The sequence below is a fragment of the Nonomuraea sp. NPDC051298 genome (assembly GCF_055586305.1).
Map to the genome: position 1 here is coordinate 1 of NZ_JBVJIM010000034.1, position 15192 is coordinate 15192.

At 69.6% G+C, this 15192-nt stretch carries 12 protein-coding genes; 5 read left to right on the forward strand and 7 right to left on the reverse strand.

What is annotated here, in order from left to right:
• Window positions 1–183: hypothetical protein (locus tag ACZ6S0_RS48015; protein ID WP_465926932.1), on the forward strand; the 183-nt coding region annotated here is incomplete at its 5' end.
• A gap of 137 nt (window positions 184–320) precedes the next feature.
• Here the strand turns inward: ACZ6S0_RS48015 and ACZ6S0_RS48020 are convergent.
• On the reverse strand, window positions 321–482 hold the full coding sequence (locus ACZ6S0_RS48020; RefSeq protein WP_465926934.1) for a hypothetical protein: 162 nt from the start codon (window positions 480–482) through the stop codon (window positions 321–323).
• A 331-nt stretch (window positions 483–813) separates the two neighbouring features.
• Here ACZ6S0_RS48020 and ACZ6S0_RS48025 point away from each other — a divergent pair, with 331 nt between their 5' ends.
• Window positions 814–1248, forward strand: a complete 435-nt coding sequence (locus ACZ6S0_RS48025; protein WP_465926936.1) for a nucleotidyltransferase domain-containing protein — start codon at window positions 814–816, stop codon at window positions 1246–1248.
• 514 nt (window positions 1249–1762) lie between these two features.
• On the opposite strand, the gene ACZ6S0_RS48030 is transcribed toward ACZ6S0_RS48025, so the two are convergent.
• Window positions 1763–2968 carry a sensor histidine kinase gene (locus ACZ6S0_RS48030; RefSeq protein ID WP_465926938.1) on the reverse strand — a complete coding sequence of 402 codons (1206 nt, stop codon included), beginning with the start codon at window positions 2966–2968 and terminating at the stop codon, window positions 1763–1765.
• Entirely contained in the window at window positions 2956–3627 is a 672-nt protein-coding gene (locus ACZ6S0_RS48035; RefSeq protein ID WP_465926940.1) for a response regulator transcription factor, read from the reverse strand. The genes ACZ6S0_RS48030 and ACZ6S0_RS48035 overlap by 13 nt, the downstream gene beginning before the upstream one ends.
• A 199-nt stretch (window positions 3628–3826) precedes the next feature.
• Between ACZ6S0_RS48035 and ACZ6S0_RS48040 the strand changes: the two genes are divergently transcribed.
• The gene (locus ACZ6S0_RS48040) at window positions 3827–4894 is read left to right on the forward strand and encodes a serine hydrolase domain-containing protein (RefSeq protein WP_465926942.1); all 1068 of its coding nucleotides are present in this window, start codon (window positions 3827–3829) and stop codon (window positions 4892–4894) included.
• Between the two features lie 314 nt (window positions 4895–5208).
• Here ACZ6S0_RS48040 and ACZ6S0_RS48045 read toward each other — a convergent pair whose 3' ends face one another.
• The 4 genes from ACZ6S0_RS48045 to ACZ6S0_RS48060 all read right to left on the reverse strand — a co-directional run bounded on the left by ACZ6S0_RS48045 (window position 5209) and on the right by ACZ6S0_RS48060 (window position 9313).
• Window positions 5209–5436: a tyrosine-type recombinase/integrase gene (locus ACZ6S0_RS48045; protein WP_465927077.1), complete on the reverse strand. Its 228-nt coding sequence runs from the start codon at window positions 5434–5436 to the stop codon at window positions 5209–5211.
• 207 nt (window positions 5437–5643) lie between these two features.
• On the reverse strand, window positions 5644–6591 hold the full coding sequence (locus tag ACZ6S0_RS48050; RefSeq protein ID WP_465926944.1) for an ornithine cyclodeaminase family protein: 948 nt from the start codon (window positions 6589–6591) through the stop codon (window positions 5644–5646).
• Between the two features lie 159 nt (window positions 6592–6750).
• Complete coding sequence (locus tag ACZ6S0_RS48055) at window positions 6751–7791, reverse strand: LacI family DNA-binding transcriptional regulator (protein ID WP_465926946.1); 1041 nt, start codon at window positions 7789–7791, stop codon at window positions 6751–6753.
• A gap of 181 nt (window positions 7792–7972) precedes the next feature.
• Window positions 7973–9313 carry a DUF1996 domain-containing protein gene (locus ACZ6S0_RS48060; RefSeq protein WP_465926948.1) on the reverse strand — a complete coding sequence of 447 codons (1341 nt, stop codon included), beginning with the start codon at window positions 9311–9313 and terminating at the stop codon, window positions 7973–7975.
• A 244-nt stretch (window positions 9314–9557) separates the two neighbouring features.
• On the opposite strand from ACZ6S0_RS48060, the gene ACZ6S0_RS48065 reads away from it, so the two are divergent.
• Together ACZ6S0_RS48065 and ACZ6S0_RS48070 are read left to right on the forward strand one after the other, a co-directional pair.
• Entirely contained in the window at window positions 9558–12962 is a 3405-nt protein-coding gene (locus ACZ6S0_RS48065) for a discoidin domain-containing protein (RefSeq protein ID WP_465926950.1), read from the forward strand.
• Window positions 12959–15109, forward strand: coding sequence for a discoidin domain-containing protein (locus ACZ6S0_RS48070; protein WP_465926952.1), 2151 nt, complete (start codon window positions 12959–12961; stop codon window positions 15107–15109). Before ACZ6S0_RS48065 ends, ACZ6S0_RS48070 begins: the two co-directional genes overlap by 4 nt.
• The last annotated feature ends 83 nt before the right edge of the window (window positions 15110–15192 follow it).

Here is a 15192-nt window from a genome sequence, read left to right on the forward strand (position 1 = left end):
GGCGGCGACCCGGCGTTCGAGGTGCCGTCGGGCGGCACGGCGGGCTTCATCGCCACCACCTTCACCTCCTCGGACGGCCGGCTCCAGCTCGCCGTATCCACCACGACGAGCGTCGGTTCACCACTCGCGATCAGCCAGGCCATCAATAAGGCGGCCGAAACAGTACTCTGCCCGGGCAAGTGACTGGGCGATGACCGAACGGCCGGGGCGCGGGATCGTGCTCCGGGCCGCCCGCCCTCGACGAGCCGCCGTCTCAGCCCGTCGAGGGGCGGCCGCGTCGCAGACCGAGCGCGCCGCAGCCGGCTGATCGCGCTCAGCGGTTACGCGCGCCGGTCAGGCACGCCGGTCAGGGGGCACCCCACATACGCCCAGAACCCACATTCGCGATCTTTGAGGTGGAGCCGACAGGCCAGGTGCGGGTTGACATAAAGCTGCTTGGCGAGCACCGCGACCTGCGGAAACACGGCGTTGATCGTTATCATGCCGGACTTATCCCTCCATGTTCGAGCCGGAACCCTCGAGACCGCAACACCTTCCCGGCGCCTTCCGTCCCCGCCCTGCCCAGGAGAAACCCGGCCCAAGATCCACTTGATGTGGGTTCTGGCCGTATGTGGGCTGAAGGCCGTGAACACCTACTTCAATCGTTATCTTGGGTTATTCGATCTTCCCGCAGGTCAGAGCGATATGATCTTGTCTGGCACGTAAGGCAGGTAGACGTCCCGCTCAGAGCGTGTTGAGCGGGGACCAGGTGCGTGTCTCGACGGCAGGGCCCACCGCGGATGGTCTGCTGGTTCCGGCGGGACACTTGTCAGCGTGACTGAACCGGAGGTGACCGCAGGCGATGTCCAAGAGTTTCTGGCCCTGATCGACAGTTTGGGCATCCGCGTATGGCTGGACGGCGGCTGGGCAGTGGACGCGTGTCTCGGTTCCCAAACGCGGCCGCATGCCGATCTGGACATTGTTGTGCAGGAGCACGATGTGCCAGCGGTCACCGCCGCTCTGCGAGGCCGCGGATACCGGCCGGTTTCCCGTGGCGACACCAGAGCGTGGAACTTCGTCTTCGAGGATGGCGAGGGGCACCAGATTGACTTCCACGTCATCGTCCTCGATGAGGACGGTCACGGTGTCAATGGCCCGCCCGAGAACGACGAGAGCTATCCGGCGCCGGCCGGATCGGCGGCCGCGATGTGGCCTGAGCTGCCGGAGCTGGGCGGTCACGTCGAGCATCTGGGGCGGCGTGGGCCGTGACCACGGCAGTGATGGAACGCGTTCGACCTGGTCAGGCGGTGCCGTTCGGGTAGCCGGGTGAGTGGTGTGCGGCTCCCCAGTCGCACAGGGTCTGCAGCACGGGCCCGAGGCCGCTGACCGGTCGTGAACCGCCAGATCACACCCTCGAACTGCTGCCGCAGCCGCTCGAGGTACGGACCGGTACTCGCCGATCGGCAGGCATGGCTCGACGAACTCCCACTCCTGGTCCGTCAGTTGCATGCGCGTCGGGCATGCCCTGGGATCCGATCGGTGGAAGAGCACTCGGGCGATGGTGCTCTCGCGGGCGTCGTTGAAGAGTTTCGGTTTGCAGGATCTTGACGTCGATTGCAGGGAGGGCTACCTGGCGAATGGTTTCATCCCGATTGGGGAGGAGCCGCGAGAGCACCGCTGAAAAGGGTCGGCGAAGAGATTCCTCAACCCGGAAGACGATCGTGTAGATTCTCCGATCTCCCAGGTCTTTGGTGCTGCCGATGGGACATGAGACCAATTTGCTTCACGGAAGAGCTGTTTCCTGGAGTGATCCGGTGGCCCGCGATCCCGCGTCCGTGGTCACTGGGCTCTGCGGGAGGTCGACGGTGACGTCGAGGCCGCCGCCGGTACGGGCGGTGAGCGCGATCCGTCCGCGGTGGGCGAGTGTGACCGCGCGCACGATCGACAGTCCCAAGCCCAGGCCGTCGGTACGGAGGCGGGTTCCCTGCCCGTGTACGAACGGTTCCAGCAGCGTCTCCGCCTCACCGGGCGGGATCTGTCGGCCGGTGTTGGAGATCCGCAGGACGGCGCGTCCACCCGCCGTGCCCGTATCGACCACCAGTTGCCCGCCCGCCCGGTTGTAGCGGACGGCGTTGTCGACCAGATTGCCGATCATTCGTTCCAGCAGGACTGGTTCACCGTCGACCGGTGCCGGCCGGAGCTCGGCTTGTACGGCGACGTCGGCGGCTGCCGCCCGCGCCCGGGCGGCGTCGAGGGCGGCGGCCGCGATAGCGGCCATGTCGACCGGTTCCCGCGCTGTGAGCCCGGCCTGGCTGCGTGCCAGCAGCAGCAGCCCATCCAGGACGCGCTGCATGTGCTCGACAGCGCCGCGTACATCGCCGGCCATCGCGAGCAGTTCGGCACGGCTGGGCTTTCCGTCCAGGGTGACGTCGATTGCCGTGCGCGCGGTGGTCAGCGGCGTACGCAGCTCGTGGGCGGCGTTGGCGGTGAACAGCCGCTGACTGTCCAGGATCCGGTCCCGCTCGGCGACACCGCGCTGGATGCGGTCCAGCATCCCGTTGACGGTGCCCGCCAACGCCGACAGCTCGTCAGCAGGGGTGGTGACTGGAACCCGCTCGGTGAGGTTCTCGGCCGACAGCCGCCGGGCGGTGGAGGAGATCGCGCGGATCGGCCGCAGCACCCGACCGGCCACCACCCAGCTCAGCACGGCGGCCAGGGCGGTCACCACGACGAGCGCTAGACCGGCCTGGGTCAGCAGCGCGGACAGGGTGTCGGCCTGCACCCGGTCGGCCAGTGCGCGCAATTCCTCGGCCCCCGATGGCATCGGCTGGGGCATGCCCGGTGGGGCAGACCCGAGCGGGTCCAGGTGGGTGAAAAACGCGTGGCGCGGCATCAGCAGGTAGGTCAACCCGGTCAGCGCGGCGCCGGCGGCCAGCACCAGGGCGGTCTGCAGCGATGCGAGCCGGGCGCGGGCGGTCAGCCGGACCATCCTGCGCCGCCGATCCGGTAGCCGGCGCCGGTGACGGTCTCGATCAACGGGGGGTCGCCGAGCTTGCGGCGAAGCGTGCCGACGGTGATCCGGATCGCGTTGGTGAACGGGTCCGCGTGCTCGTCCCACACCTTGTCCAGCAGGGTTTCCGCGCTGACCACGTCACCGCCGGCGGCGAGCAGCTGTTCGAGCACGCCGAACTCCTTGGGCGTCAGGCGCAGCAGCCGCCCGTCCCGCTCGGCCATGCGCCGGGCCGGATCCAGCACCACCCCGGCGGCGCGCAGCACCGGCGGGCGGGCCGGTGCGCTACGCCGTACCAGGGCGTGGACCCGCGCGACCAGCTCGGAGAACGCGAACGGCTTGCCCAGGTAGTCGTCCGCGCCCAGCATCAGCCCGCCGACCCGGTCCTCCACGGCGTCGGACGCGGTCAGCATCAGCACCCGCGACCTACCCCGCTGGACGAGTCGTCGGCACACCGCGTCGCCGTGCACGAGCGGCAGATCCCGGTCCAGGACCACCACGTCGTACGGCGTGATCTCGCACTTGTCCAGAGCGCTGCGGCCATCGAGGGCGACGTCGACGGTGAAGCCGTGCTTGCGCAGCCCGGCCTCGATGTACCCGGCCAGGGGCTGCTCGTCTTCGACCAAGAGCACGCGCATCCCGGCAGTATCGCAAGCTTCGCATATGCACCGCATATGGTCCGCCGATCGGCCGACGATCGGTGCCGGCCGGTAGATGTGATCACCCTCGAAGTTCCGCCAGAAAGGGTGATCGACCATGACGAGCACGCACCAAGGAGACAGGACCTCAGCAGTGAGGCGTGGGAGTACGGTCGGCATGGCTGTCGGGGTGGCGTGCGTGGCGCTGACGTTGAGCGTCCCCGGATCCGCAGCCGCCGCCGACCAGGTCAAGCTGGGGGACGTCCAGCAGGCGATGGCGAACCTGGTGAAGATCGACGGGGTGGTGGGTGCCATCGGGCAGGTGTATGTCGACGGCAAGCGGGCGGGCCAGGGGACGGCGGGTTCCCGCCTGCTCAACGGCAAGGGCGGCCGCATCTCCCCGGATTCCCGCTACCGGATCGGGTCCCAAACCAAGCAGATGACGGCCACCGTGCTGCTGCAACTTGTCAAGGAGGGCAAGCTCGGTCTCGATGACAAGCTGGCCGGCGTTCTGCCAGAGGCAGCGCAGCAGGATCTCGTGGAGCGGGCCGATGAGATCACCGTGCGGCAGTTGATCCGCCACACCTCCGGCATCCCCGATTTCTTCGCTTCCGGGCAGTTCGACGATCCCTTCGACTTCACGACCTACTATCCTCCGGTCGATCTGGTGAGGGCCTCGCGCAAGCTTCCCCGTACCGGGGAGCCGGGTGAGAGGTTCTCCTACTCCAACACCAACTACTTCCTCCTCGGCATGATCATCGAGAAGGTGACCGGCCGTAGCCTGTCTGCCGAGCTGACCCGGCGGCTTTTCGTACCTCTCGGGATGAGCCGTACCTATCTGCCCACCAGGCCCCCTCAGGGAATCAAGGGCCCGCACGGGCACGGCTACCAACCCGACGCCAAGGGCATACCGCGCGACGTGGACCGGCAGAACGCAAGCTTTGGTGGCGCGGCCGGAGGGGTCATCTCCACCGCCCACGACATCAGCGCCTTCCAGCGCGCCTTTGCGCAAGGCAAGTTGCTGCCCTCCTCGTTGCAACGGGAAATCGTCCCTCCGCCCTCCGGCGGTGGTCTGTGCGGGAGTCAGCCGGCAGTACGGGCATCCGCGGGCAATGGCCCCGGCTTCCTAGCCGTGACCTACACCTCGGATGACGGCCGCCGTCAGTTCGCCGTGTCCACCACGCTGAAGATCAAAAACGAGCAGGCCATGGCCGTCGGCGAGGCCATCGATCAGGCGGCCAAAGCGGTGCTCTGCCAGGAGAGATAGCTTTGGGTGCGGTTCTGCTTCAGGGACTGGTTGACCTGGAAGTTTGAGGTCTGGTCGGGGGCGGGGGCGGCTTCTGTCATGCGAGGTGGAGGCGACCACGGCCGCCGGGCAGATCGGCTGGCGTGTGTCGGTGGACTCGGCTGCCAACCGGGCCCACCAGGACGCTGAGATCGGTCGCAGGATCGGGCGCATGTCGTTCGGCAGATCCGCCACAGCGCCTCGGCCCCTGAGCAGCAACCAATCGGTCAGTGGCGGTAGCGGGCCGACGCCAGCAGACCTACCGCCATCCGGCGGTCCGATACAGGTGAGCCGCTTTACGTGAAGACGCGGTCGACGACTGCGGCCTGCTCGGCGGTGCCCGAACGGAAGTACCGGGCCGAGGTGTCGAGGGAGGCGTGGCCGAGCAGGGCCTGGACCTGGGCGACATCGGCGCCGCCTTCGCGCAGCCGGGTGGCGTAGGTGTGGCGGAGCCGGTGGGGGCGCAGGCCGGGGAGTTTAGCGTCGTCACTGACGGCCAGGACGACCTGGACGATCCCGGAGATCGGTCACACATGCGGGTCCAGCATAACGCGAGAGGGCCGACCCGGCTTGCGACACCTTCTCCTGTCGTTCCACGGCGCTGGGCGGAGAGGCTGGTGTCACCCTGCGGCCCCTTCCTCTGCCGCTCCCTCTTGTGGCTATCGTGCGCCATGGCAGCTCCGTACAGGCTCTTACCCGACTGGACCTGGCCTGGGTGACACCGACCTGGGTCAGGAGCCGAGGAGGTCAACCTCAAGACCAAGACCGCGACGCTCGGCCTCCCGGTAGGCGAGCCAGGCCAGGGCGAGGTCCTGCCACGGCAGCCCAACGGGGGCGTAGACGGTGCGCTGGGCGGGATCGGTGCGGCCGGGGTACTCGCCGCGCAGGATCTCGCCGAGAGTGGCGTGAGCGGCCTCCGCCGGAAGTCCGGCCGCGGCGAGCACGCCCATGGCCGCGGTGAGCGACCGGTCGTCGACGGCGAGCAGGGCGGCCTCCAGCACGTCGCGGGACAGCTCCTGCTTGCCGGGTTCATCGGCGCCCAGGCTGGTGAGGTGCTGCCCTGGCCGGGTGTCGGCGAGGTGCAGCAGCGGGGTGCGCGACCACGTGGCGAGCAGGACGATGTCGGCGCGGGCGGCGACCTCGGCGGCCGAGCCGACGCTGTGGCCGCCGTGGTGGGCGGCGAAGGAAGCCGCTTGGGCCGGGTCGAGGTCGTGCACGACCAGTCCGCTGACGCGACGAAGCCGTCGCAGGCCGAGCACCATCAGCTCGGCTTGGGCGCCCGCGCCGACGACACCGAGGACGGCGTCTTCCCCGGCATCGGCGGCCAGGACGTGGGTGCCGAGCGCCGCGGCCAGACCGGTGCGCCAAGCGGTGATGGTCGCCGAATCGAGCAGCGCGAGCAGTTCGCCGTCCTGACCACTGTGCAGGCAGATGACCCCGCGCAGAGCGGGCCTGGCTCCGGGAAACTTGGCGTTGACCTTCACCGTGTAGGCGTCGATCCCGGGCAGCAGTCCCGGGATCAGGGCGGTGGCGGTGCCCGGGAACGGCAGGTCGGTACGGATCCGCTGCCCCGGGACGGCCACGGCATCGCTCCGGGTGAAGCCATCGCGCAAAGCCTCGATGCAGGCGTCCGGGTCGAGCAGGGCGATCAAGTCATGGTGGGCGAGGATCCGAGTCATGCGGACGATACTTTCAGCTCGACGCGGATCAGCCCGACCTGAGTCTCGTGGCCCGTGGGATCGCCGCCATGGCCCGCGCTTCCCGGCCCTCTCCGTCTGGTCATGCAGCGGTAGTCGCATTTGACGGATTCAACGCGGTGAACGGGTTTCTCGCGTGGTTCAGGCGGAGGCGCGCAGGATCAGCGTGGGTTCGAAGATGACGGAGGTGGGTGCTCGGCCCGGCTCGTCGATGTGGTCGAGCAGGAGACGGCCCATCTCGGCGGCCATGTCTTCGACCGGGTGCCTGATCGTCGTGAGCGGTGGGCGGCAGGCGGTGGCCGCGCTGCTGTCGTCGAAGCCGATCACGGCCACGTCGCCGGGGACGGTACGGCCGTGGTGGCGCAGCACGTGCAGCGCACCCTGGGCCATCAGGTCGTTGGCGACGAACACGGCGTCGAGGTCGGGTTCCTGGGCCAGCAGCCGTTCCATGGCCTGCCCGCCGCTGTCGTGGGTGAAGCCGCCCTCGCTGAGCGGGACGTAGGCACGCCCGTGCCTGGCCATCGCGTCTTGGAATCCGGACAGGCGCGCCTGTGCGGCGGGCACGTCGAGGGGGCCGCAGATGGTGGCGACGCGGCGGCGGCCCAGCTCGACGAGACGGTCGGCGGCAAGGGAGGCGCCGGCCCGGTGGTCGACGTCGACGTAGCTGATCGGAACCGGGCCGGCCGGGCGGGCGAAGAGCACGACGGGCACCGCCGCCTGGACCAGTTGCCCTGGCAGGGGGTCGGCCGCATGCGTGGAGACCAGCAGCGCCCCGTCGGCGTCGCCCTGCCGCAGGTAGGACACGACCTGGGCACGGCTCTCGGCGGTCTCGGCGAACATCAGCACCGGGTGGATGCCGCGCAGCCGGAGGAAACCGATGATCCCGGTGACGACGCGCCCGAAGAACGGATCGGTGAGGATGGGGCTGGGCGAAGGGTCGTCGTCGGGTCCCACACCGGACAGCACCAGTGCGACCGCCCCTGTGCGCCCGGTGACGAGCGAGCGGGCCGCGCGGTTGGGGACATAGCCGGTGGTGGCGATGGCCTGGCGCACTACCTCCTGGATGGAGGGATCGACGTTGCGGATTCCGTTGATCACCCGGGAGACGGTCGCGCGGGAGACACCGGCGGCCCGTGCCACGTCCTCCAGAGTGGGCAATCCCCCCGCCGGCAGTCGGTTCACCAGCCTTTTATAACACGCCTGACGGAGAGCGCTCTCCTAGCTGTACGAGACCGTTATGACGGCGTACGCCGGACGCCCGGCGAGCACGGTCACCCGCGTCCGCCCGCCCCGGCCACCGGGGCGGGCGGACGGGCCTGTCGCCCTCGCGGAGAGCATCTGCGGAGGGCATCTGCGGAGAGCGTCAGGGAAGCTCGAAGTCCTCGGTGAGGGCCGCGCCCCGGTGCGGCTTGTAGAGGTCGTAGCCGCGTGGGTTGCACTGCAGCCCGCCGTTGATGCAGTGGGTCACCAGTGCGTCGAGGATGCGCGGGTCGTCCCAGGCGTTGAAGAAGTCGTAATGCCAGGTGTAGCCGCGGCCGCTGGACAGACGGGCCTGCGACAGGTCTCCGCTCGCCGGGAAGGCGATCTTGAACTCCAGCATCGGCACCGCGACCGAGTGGCTCGACGGGCAGTAGCCGCCGACGGGATAGGCCATGTGGCTCTTGTGGTCGGGGCTGTCGAGGTTGACCCCGTCCCAGCAGCTCGGCGCCTGGAAGCGGACGTTGACCTGGCTGCCGGGCACGCAGTACTGCGGAATGTCCCAGCTCTTGGACAGGTCGCCGCACTCGAAGCCTTCGACCGCGCCGGGGTGGTCGCGGAACTGCTCCCGCGTGGAGGTCGGGCTGCCGACGACGAAACGCAGGCCCTGGGGGAAGGGCTGCACCCGCCAGTACTCCAGGATGCCGGACTTGTAGTAGATCACCTGGTTGCCCACGGGCTCGATGAGCTGGTCGCCCTTGTAGAAGCTGGGGAACCAGTACGCGGACTTGTCATGGTGGTTGGTGCACGAGGTGCCACCGCCCAGGAGCGACGAGGAGGTGCTGTGGGCGTTGGTGGTGGTGTTGCCGACGAAGGTGTGCATGTGGGACGCGCCGGGCAGCCCGGGGTAGACGATCGGGTCGTCGGGCCTGTTGACGGTGAGGGAGCAGTTGGCCTGGAACTCGTGGTGCGTGACCTCGTCGGTGAAGGTCGGGCTGGGCCGGGGGGTGGTCGGGGCGCCGCCGGTGCCGTGGACCTCGAACTCCCACAGCGAGTAGCCGTAGCCGGTGGCGCGGGCGGTGCCGTACACGCGGACGTGGCGGCCGGTGCCGGAGACCTCGTGGGTGTCGGTGCCGCCGTCGCCGCCGGTCACGGTCTTCAGGTCCGTCCAGGCCGTGCCGTCGGGGGAGGACTGGATCTTGTACGCGGTACCGTAGGCGGCCTCCCACGACAGCACGACCTTGCTGATGGTGGCGGTGCCGCCCAGATCGACCTGGATCCACTGCGGGTCGGCCCAGGCGCTCGACCACCGAGTGCCGGAGTCGCCGTCGAAGGCGGCTCCGGCCGCGTGCGCGCCGCCTTCCGACGACGACGCCGAGGCGGGTCTGCCCTGGGACAGCACCGTGTCGGCGGCGGCAGGCAGGACGACGGCCAGGCTGATGGCGGCGACAACGGAGACGATGGCGGCGGCTAACGCGAGGGCTGGGCTTCTTCGGAACACGGGCATGGTGTCTCTCCTCGGGGTGACTGACGCAGGAGAGCGCTCTCCACGAGAGTGGACGTCCACGTGGCGCCTTGTCAAGGCGGTGTGAAATTGCTGCCCTTGGTTACACGGTCATCACCTGCGTGTTTCGGCAGCACGATGATTTGGGCCTTGACGCGGCCTCTGTCACGATGCACTGTCACCACACGGAGAGCGCTCTCCTCCGTGCCGGATCATGCGGCCACCCCCACCGTTGAGGAGAGTGAACGTGTTCACCGTCCGACATCCCGGCTGGTTACGGTTCGGCCTGATCGCCGCCCTGGTGGCGTGCCTGGCCGGACTCGCCCCGTCCCTGGCCGCGCCGGCGGCCGCGGTGGCCGAGAGCCTGCTGTCGCAGGGCAAGGCCGCCACCGCCTCCTCCATCGAGGGCGGCGACACCACCGCGGCGATGGCGGTGGACGGCAACGCCGCCACCCGCTGGTCCAGCGCGGCAGCCGACCCGCAGTGGATCCAGGTCGACCTGGGCGCGCCGGCCGCGCTGAGCAGGGTCGTGCTCACCTGGGAGGCCGCGTACGGCCGCGCCTACAAACTCCAGGGCTCGGCCGACGGCAGCTCGTGGGCCGACCTGAAGACCGTCGCCGACGGTGACGGCGGGACCGACACCCACGTCGTCTCCGGCACCGCCCGCCATGTCCGCGTGCTCGGTACCCAGCGCGGCACCGGCTACGGCTACTCCCTGTGGGAGTTCCAGGTGTACGGCGAAGGCGGCCAGAGCGTCGGCTGTGACACGGTCAACGCCGCCCAGGGCAGACCCGTCGCGGTCTCGTCGACCGAGAGCGCCGGCTTCCCGGCCAGCGCCGCCGTGGACGGCGACCTCGGCACCCGCTGGTCCAGCGTCGCGGCCGACCCGCAATGGATCCAGGTCGACCTCGGCTCCAGCCAGAACCTCTGCAGGGTCGTCCTGACCTGGGAGGCCGCCTACGGCACCGCGTACAAGATCCAGTCCTCCCCCGACGGCACGGCATGGACGGACCTGAAGACCGTGACCGGCGGCGACGGCGGCACCGACACCCACGAGGTCTCCGGCACCGGCCGCCACGTCCGCGTGTACGGCACCGCCCGCGCCACCGGCCACGGCTACTCCCTCTGGGAACTGCAGGTCAACACCGCCGAGAGCACCCAGGAGCCGGGCGACTGGACGGAGGTGTGGCGCGAGGACTTCACCGGCCCGGCCGGCACCTCGCCCTCCGCCGCCGACTGGATCATGCGGACCGGCACCTCCTACCCCGGCGGCGCGCCCAACTGGGGCACCGGCGAGGTCGAGACGATGAGCGACTCCACCGCCAACGTCGGCCTCGACGGCGACGGCCACCTGAGCATCAGGGCCATCAGGGACGGCGCGGGCAACTGGACCTCGGGCCGCATCGAGACCCGGCGCACCGACTTCGAGGCACGACCTGGTGAGATGGTCCGCTTCAGCGCCAGGTTGAAGCTGCCCGCCGTCGCCGACGGCCTGGGCTACTGGCCCGGCTTCCGCGCCACGGGCGCCGCCTACCGCGGCAATTTCAACAACTGGCCGGGTGTCGGCGAGACCGACATCATGACCAGCGTCAACGGCGCCGACGAGTTCTCCAACACGTTGCACTGCGGCACCGCGCCCGACGGCGTCTGCAACGAGTACAACGGCCGCACCAGCGGCTTCGCCACCTGCGGCGGCTGCGCGGCCGGCTACCACGAGTTCTCGCAGGTCATCGACCGCACCAAGACCGACGAGGAGGTGCGCTTCTACCTCGACGGCAGGCAGACCTGGGTGGTCCGGCAGAGCCAGGTCGGCGTCGCCGCCTGGAACGCCGCCGTGCACCACGGCTTCTACCTGCGTCTGGACCTGGCCATCGGCGGCTCACTGCCGAACGCCGTCGCCGGGGTGACCACCCCGTCGCCGGAGACGACCTCGGGCGGCGTGCTGAACGCCGACTGGGTGACGGTCGCCCGCCAGTCCGGCGCGGTCTCCGCCCCGATGACCGACGCGCCGGTCCCCGCCGGGCCGAGCGTCGTCCAGGTGGCCGGCGGCAACGGTAGCTGGCAACTGTCCGTCAACGGCTCGCCGTACCTGATCAAGGGCGTGACCTACGGCCCGCCACAGGCCGCCGCGGACGGCTACCTGCGCGACCTGAAGGCCATGGGCGTCAACACCATCCGCATCTGGGGCGTGGACGACACGCACACCCCGGCGCTGCTCGACGCCGCCGCCCGCAACGGCATCAAGGCGATCGTCGGCCACTGGCTCAACCAGGGCGCCGACTACGTCGACGACGCCGCCTACAAAACCGGCGTGAAGAACGAGATCGTGGCCCGCGTCAACGCACTGAAGAACCACCAGGGCGTGCTGATGTGGGACGTCGGCAACGAGGTCATCCTCACCATGCAGGACCACGGCCTGCCCGCCGACGTGGTGGAGCGGCGCCGGGTCGCCTACGCCGCGTTCGTCAACGAGGTCGCGGTCGCCATCCACGCCGCCGACCCCAACCACCCGGTCACCTCAACCGACGCCTACACCCACGCCTGGAGCTACTACAAGGCTCACTCCCCGGCGCTCGACCTGCTGGCGGTCAACTCCTACGGCGCCATCCACACGGTCAAGGACGACTGGATCCAGGGCGGGTACGGCAAGCCGTACATCGTCACCGAGGCCGGCCCCGACGGCGAGTGGGAGGTGCCGAACGATGTCAACGGCGTCCCCGACGAACCGACCGACCTGCGGAAGGGCCAGATGTATTCGGCCGGCTGGAACGCTGTCACCGGCCACACCGGGGTGGCACTCGGCGCGACCATGTTCCACTACGGCCTGGAGAACGACTTCGGCGGCGTCTGGCTGAACGTGACCCCGGGCGGCTGGCGGCGGCACGGCTTCCACGCGCTCAAACAGGCGTACACCGGCCAGGCCACGGGCAACACCCCGCCGCGCATCAACTCGATGACGGTCGGCTCGCAGACCGCGGTCCCGGCGGGCGGGACTCTCACCGTCGACACGCAGGTGACCGACCCCGACGGCGACCTGATCCGCTACCACGTCATGTTGGGCGACAAGCACATCACCGGCAACCGCGGCCTCCGGCACGCCCGCTTCACCCAGAGCGCGCCGGGCAGGCTCGCCGTCACCGCCCCCGAACGACTCGGCGTGTGGAAGGTCTACGTCTACGCCTTCGACGGTCACGGCAATGTCGGCATCGAGCAGCGCTCGTTCCGCGTGGTGCCGCCGTCGGTCGACGGCGTCAACGTCGCCCGCGGCAAATCCACCACCGCCTCCAGCCACCAGGCCACAGGTGACGGCGGGCCGTTCACACCCGACCGCGCCACCGACGGCAGCTTCGCCACCCGCTGGGCCAGCGAGTGGTCCGACGCCCAGTGGATCCAGGTCGACCTGGGCGCGGTCATCCCGATCAAGCACGTGCAGCTCGGATGGGAGGCGGCCCACGCCCGCGCCTACCAGCTCCAGGGTTCCACCGACGGGAGCACCTGGACCACCCTGAAGACCGTCGCCAACGGCGATGGCGGCTTCGACAGCTTCGACCTCACCGCCTCCGCCCGCTATGTCCGGCTCTCCCTCACGCAGCGTGCCACCGCGTACGGCTACTCGCTGTGGGAGTTCGGCGTCTACCGGATGGGAACATGATGCGATCGACCTCGGCCGCTTTCGCGGCTCTGCTGGGCCTGCTCGTCGTACCTGCTGTCACCACCCCGGCGCACACCGCCGTGTGCTCGGAGACCAACGCCGCGTTGGGCCGTCCGGCCACCGCCTCCTCGGCCGAGCAGGCCGGGCTGGCCGCTGCCAAGGCCGTCGACGGCGATGCCGGCACCCGCTGGTCCAGCGTGTTCGCCGATCCGCAGTGGATCCAGGTGGACCTCGGCTCGGCCAGGAACATCTGCAGGGTCGGCCTGTCCTGGGAGGCCGCCTACGGCAAGGACTTCACCATCCAGACCTCATCCGACGGCTCGGCCTGGGCCACGCTGAAGACCGTCACCGGCGCCACCGGCGGCTCCACGGTCTACGACGTCAGCGGCGAAGGCCGCTACCTGCGGGTGTACGGCACCACCAGGGGCACCGGGTACGGCTACTCGCTCTGGGAGCTCAGCGTGCACACCACGGACGGCGAGGGCGGCGGCGGTGACCCGCTGCCCGGCGGCGGCGACCTCGGCCCGAACGTCAAGGTCTTCGACCCGTCGATGCCCGCCTCCGCCATCCAGGCGCAGATCGACCAGATCTTCGCCCAGCAGGAGGCCGCCCAGTTCGGCCTGGACCGCTACGCGCTGATGTTCAGACCAGGCAGCTATGACGTCAACGTCGACACCGGCTTCTACACCTCCGTGCACGGCCTGGGCCGCAACCCCGGCGACGTCACCGTCAAGGGCGTCAGCGTCGACGCGGGCTGGTTCAACGGCAACGCCACACAGAACTTCTGGCGGTCGACGGAGAACCTGTCGGTCTCACCGTACGACGGAACCAACCGGTGGGCGGTGGCGCAGGCCGCGCCGTTCCGCCGCATGCACATCCGCGGCGCGCTCAACCTGGCGCCCAGCGGGTACGGCTGGGCCTCCGGCGGCTACATCGCCGACAGCAAGATCGACGGCCAGGTCGGCTCCTACTCCCAGCAGCAGTGGTACACCCGTGACAGCTCCATCGGCGGCTGGTCCAACAGCGTGTGGAACATGACGTTCTCCGGCGTGCGGGGCGCCCCGGCCACGAGCTTCCCCGAGCCGCGCTACACCACGCTGGACACCACGCCCGTCAGCCGCGAGAAGCCCTACCTCTACCTCGACGGCCAGGACTACGCGGTGTTCGTACCGAGCAAGCGCACGAACGCGCGCGGAGTCTCATGGGAGAGCGGCCCGACGCCGGGCACGTCGGTCCCGCTCAGCCGCTTCTACGTGGCCAGGCCGGGCGTCAGCGCCGACACCCTCAACCAGGCGCTCGCCCAGGGCCTGCACCTGCTCTTCACCCCCGGCGTCTATCAGCTCGACAAGACCGTCGAGGTCGACAGGGCCGACACCGTCGTACTCGGGCTCGGCCTGGCCACGCTGGTGCCGCGCAACGGCGTCGCCGCGATGAGGGTCGCCGACGTGGACGGGGTACGGCTGGCCGGCCTCCTCATCGACGCGGGCCTGGTCAACTCGCCGGTCCTGCTGGAGGTCGGCCGTCCGGGCGCGCACACCGACCACTCGGCCAACCCGATCACCCTGCAGGACGTGTTCGTACGCGTCGGCGGCCAGTTCGCCGGCAAAGCCACCGTCAGCGTCGCGGTCCACGCCGACGACACCGTCATCGACCACACCTGGATCTGGCGGGCAGATCACGGCGAGGGCGTGGGCTGGGACGTCAACCCCGCCGATTACGGCCTGCGGGTCCATGGCGACGACGTACTCGCCACCGGGCTGTTCGTCGAGCACTACAAGAAGTACAACGTGGAGTGGTTCGGCGAGCGCGGCCGCACCATCTTCTTCCAGAACGAACTGCCCTACGACCCGCCCAACCAGGCCGCCTACATGAACGGCTCGGTCAAGGGCTGGGCCGCCTACAAGGTGGCCGACTCGGTGAACCAGCATGAGGGCTGGGGCATGGGCAGCTACTGCGTGTTCACCAGCGATCCCACCATCGAAGTGGACCGCGGCTTCGAGGTGCCAGTCAAGCCGGGCGTGCGCTTCCACAGTCTGCTGGCGGTCTCGCTCGGCGGGAAGGGACGCTACAACCACGTGATCAACAACACCGGCGGCCCGGCGCAGGGGATCGAGACGATCCCGGCCACCGTGACGACCTTTCCTTGACACTTCGGATCCGGGCCGCGATGTGACGTGGGCGGTCTGGGCGTCACCCTTCACCCGGCCGTCGGTCACGTAGGCGGCAGGAC

What these genes read in the sequence shown, in the direction of transcription:
- ACZ6S0_RS48020 (WP_465926934.1), bottom strand. Translation starts at nt 482, where the DNA reads ATGATAACGATCAACGCCGTGTTTCCGCAGGTCGCGGTGCTCGCCAAG.
- ACZ6S0_RS48030 (WP_465926938.1), bottom strand. Translation starts at nt 2,968, where the DNA reads ATGGTCCGGCTGACCGCCCGCGCCCGGCTCGCATCGCTGCAGACCGCC.
- ACZ6S0_RS48035 (WP_465926940.1), bottom strand. Translation starts at nt 3,627, where the DNA reads ATGCGCGTGCTCTTGGTCGAAGACGAGCAGCCCCTGGCCGGGTACATC.
- ACZ6S0_RS48050 (WP_465926944.1), bottom strand. Translation starts at nt 6,591, where the DNA reads ATGACTCGGATCCTCGCCCACCATGACTTGATCGCCCTGCTCGACCCG.
- ACZ6S0_RS48060 (WP_465926948.1), bottom strand. Translation starts at nt 9,313, where the DNA reads ATGCCCGTGTTCCGAAGAAGCCCAGCCCTCGCGTTAGCCGCCGCCATC.
- ACZ6S0_RS48070 (WP_465926952.1), top strand. Translation starts at nt 12,959, where the DNA reads ATGATGCGATCGACCTCGGCCGCTTTCGCGGCTCTGCTGGGCCTGCTC.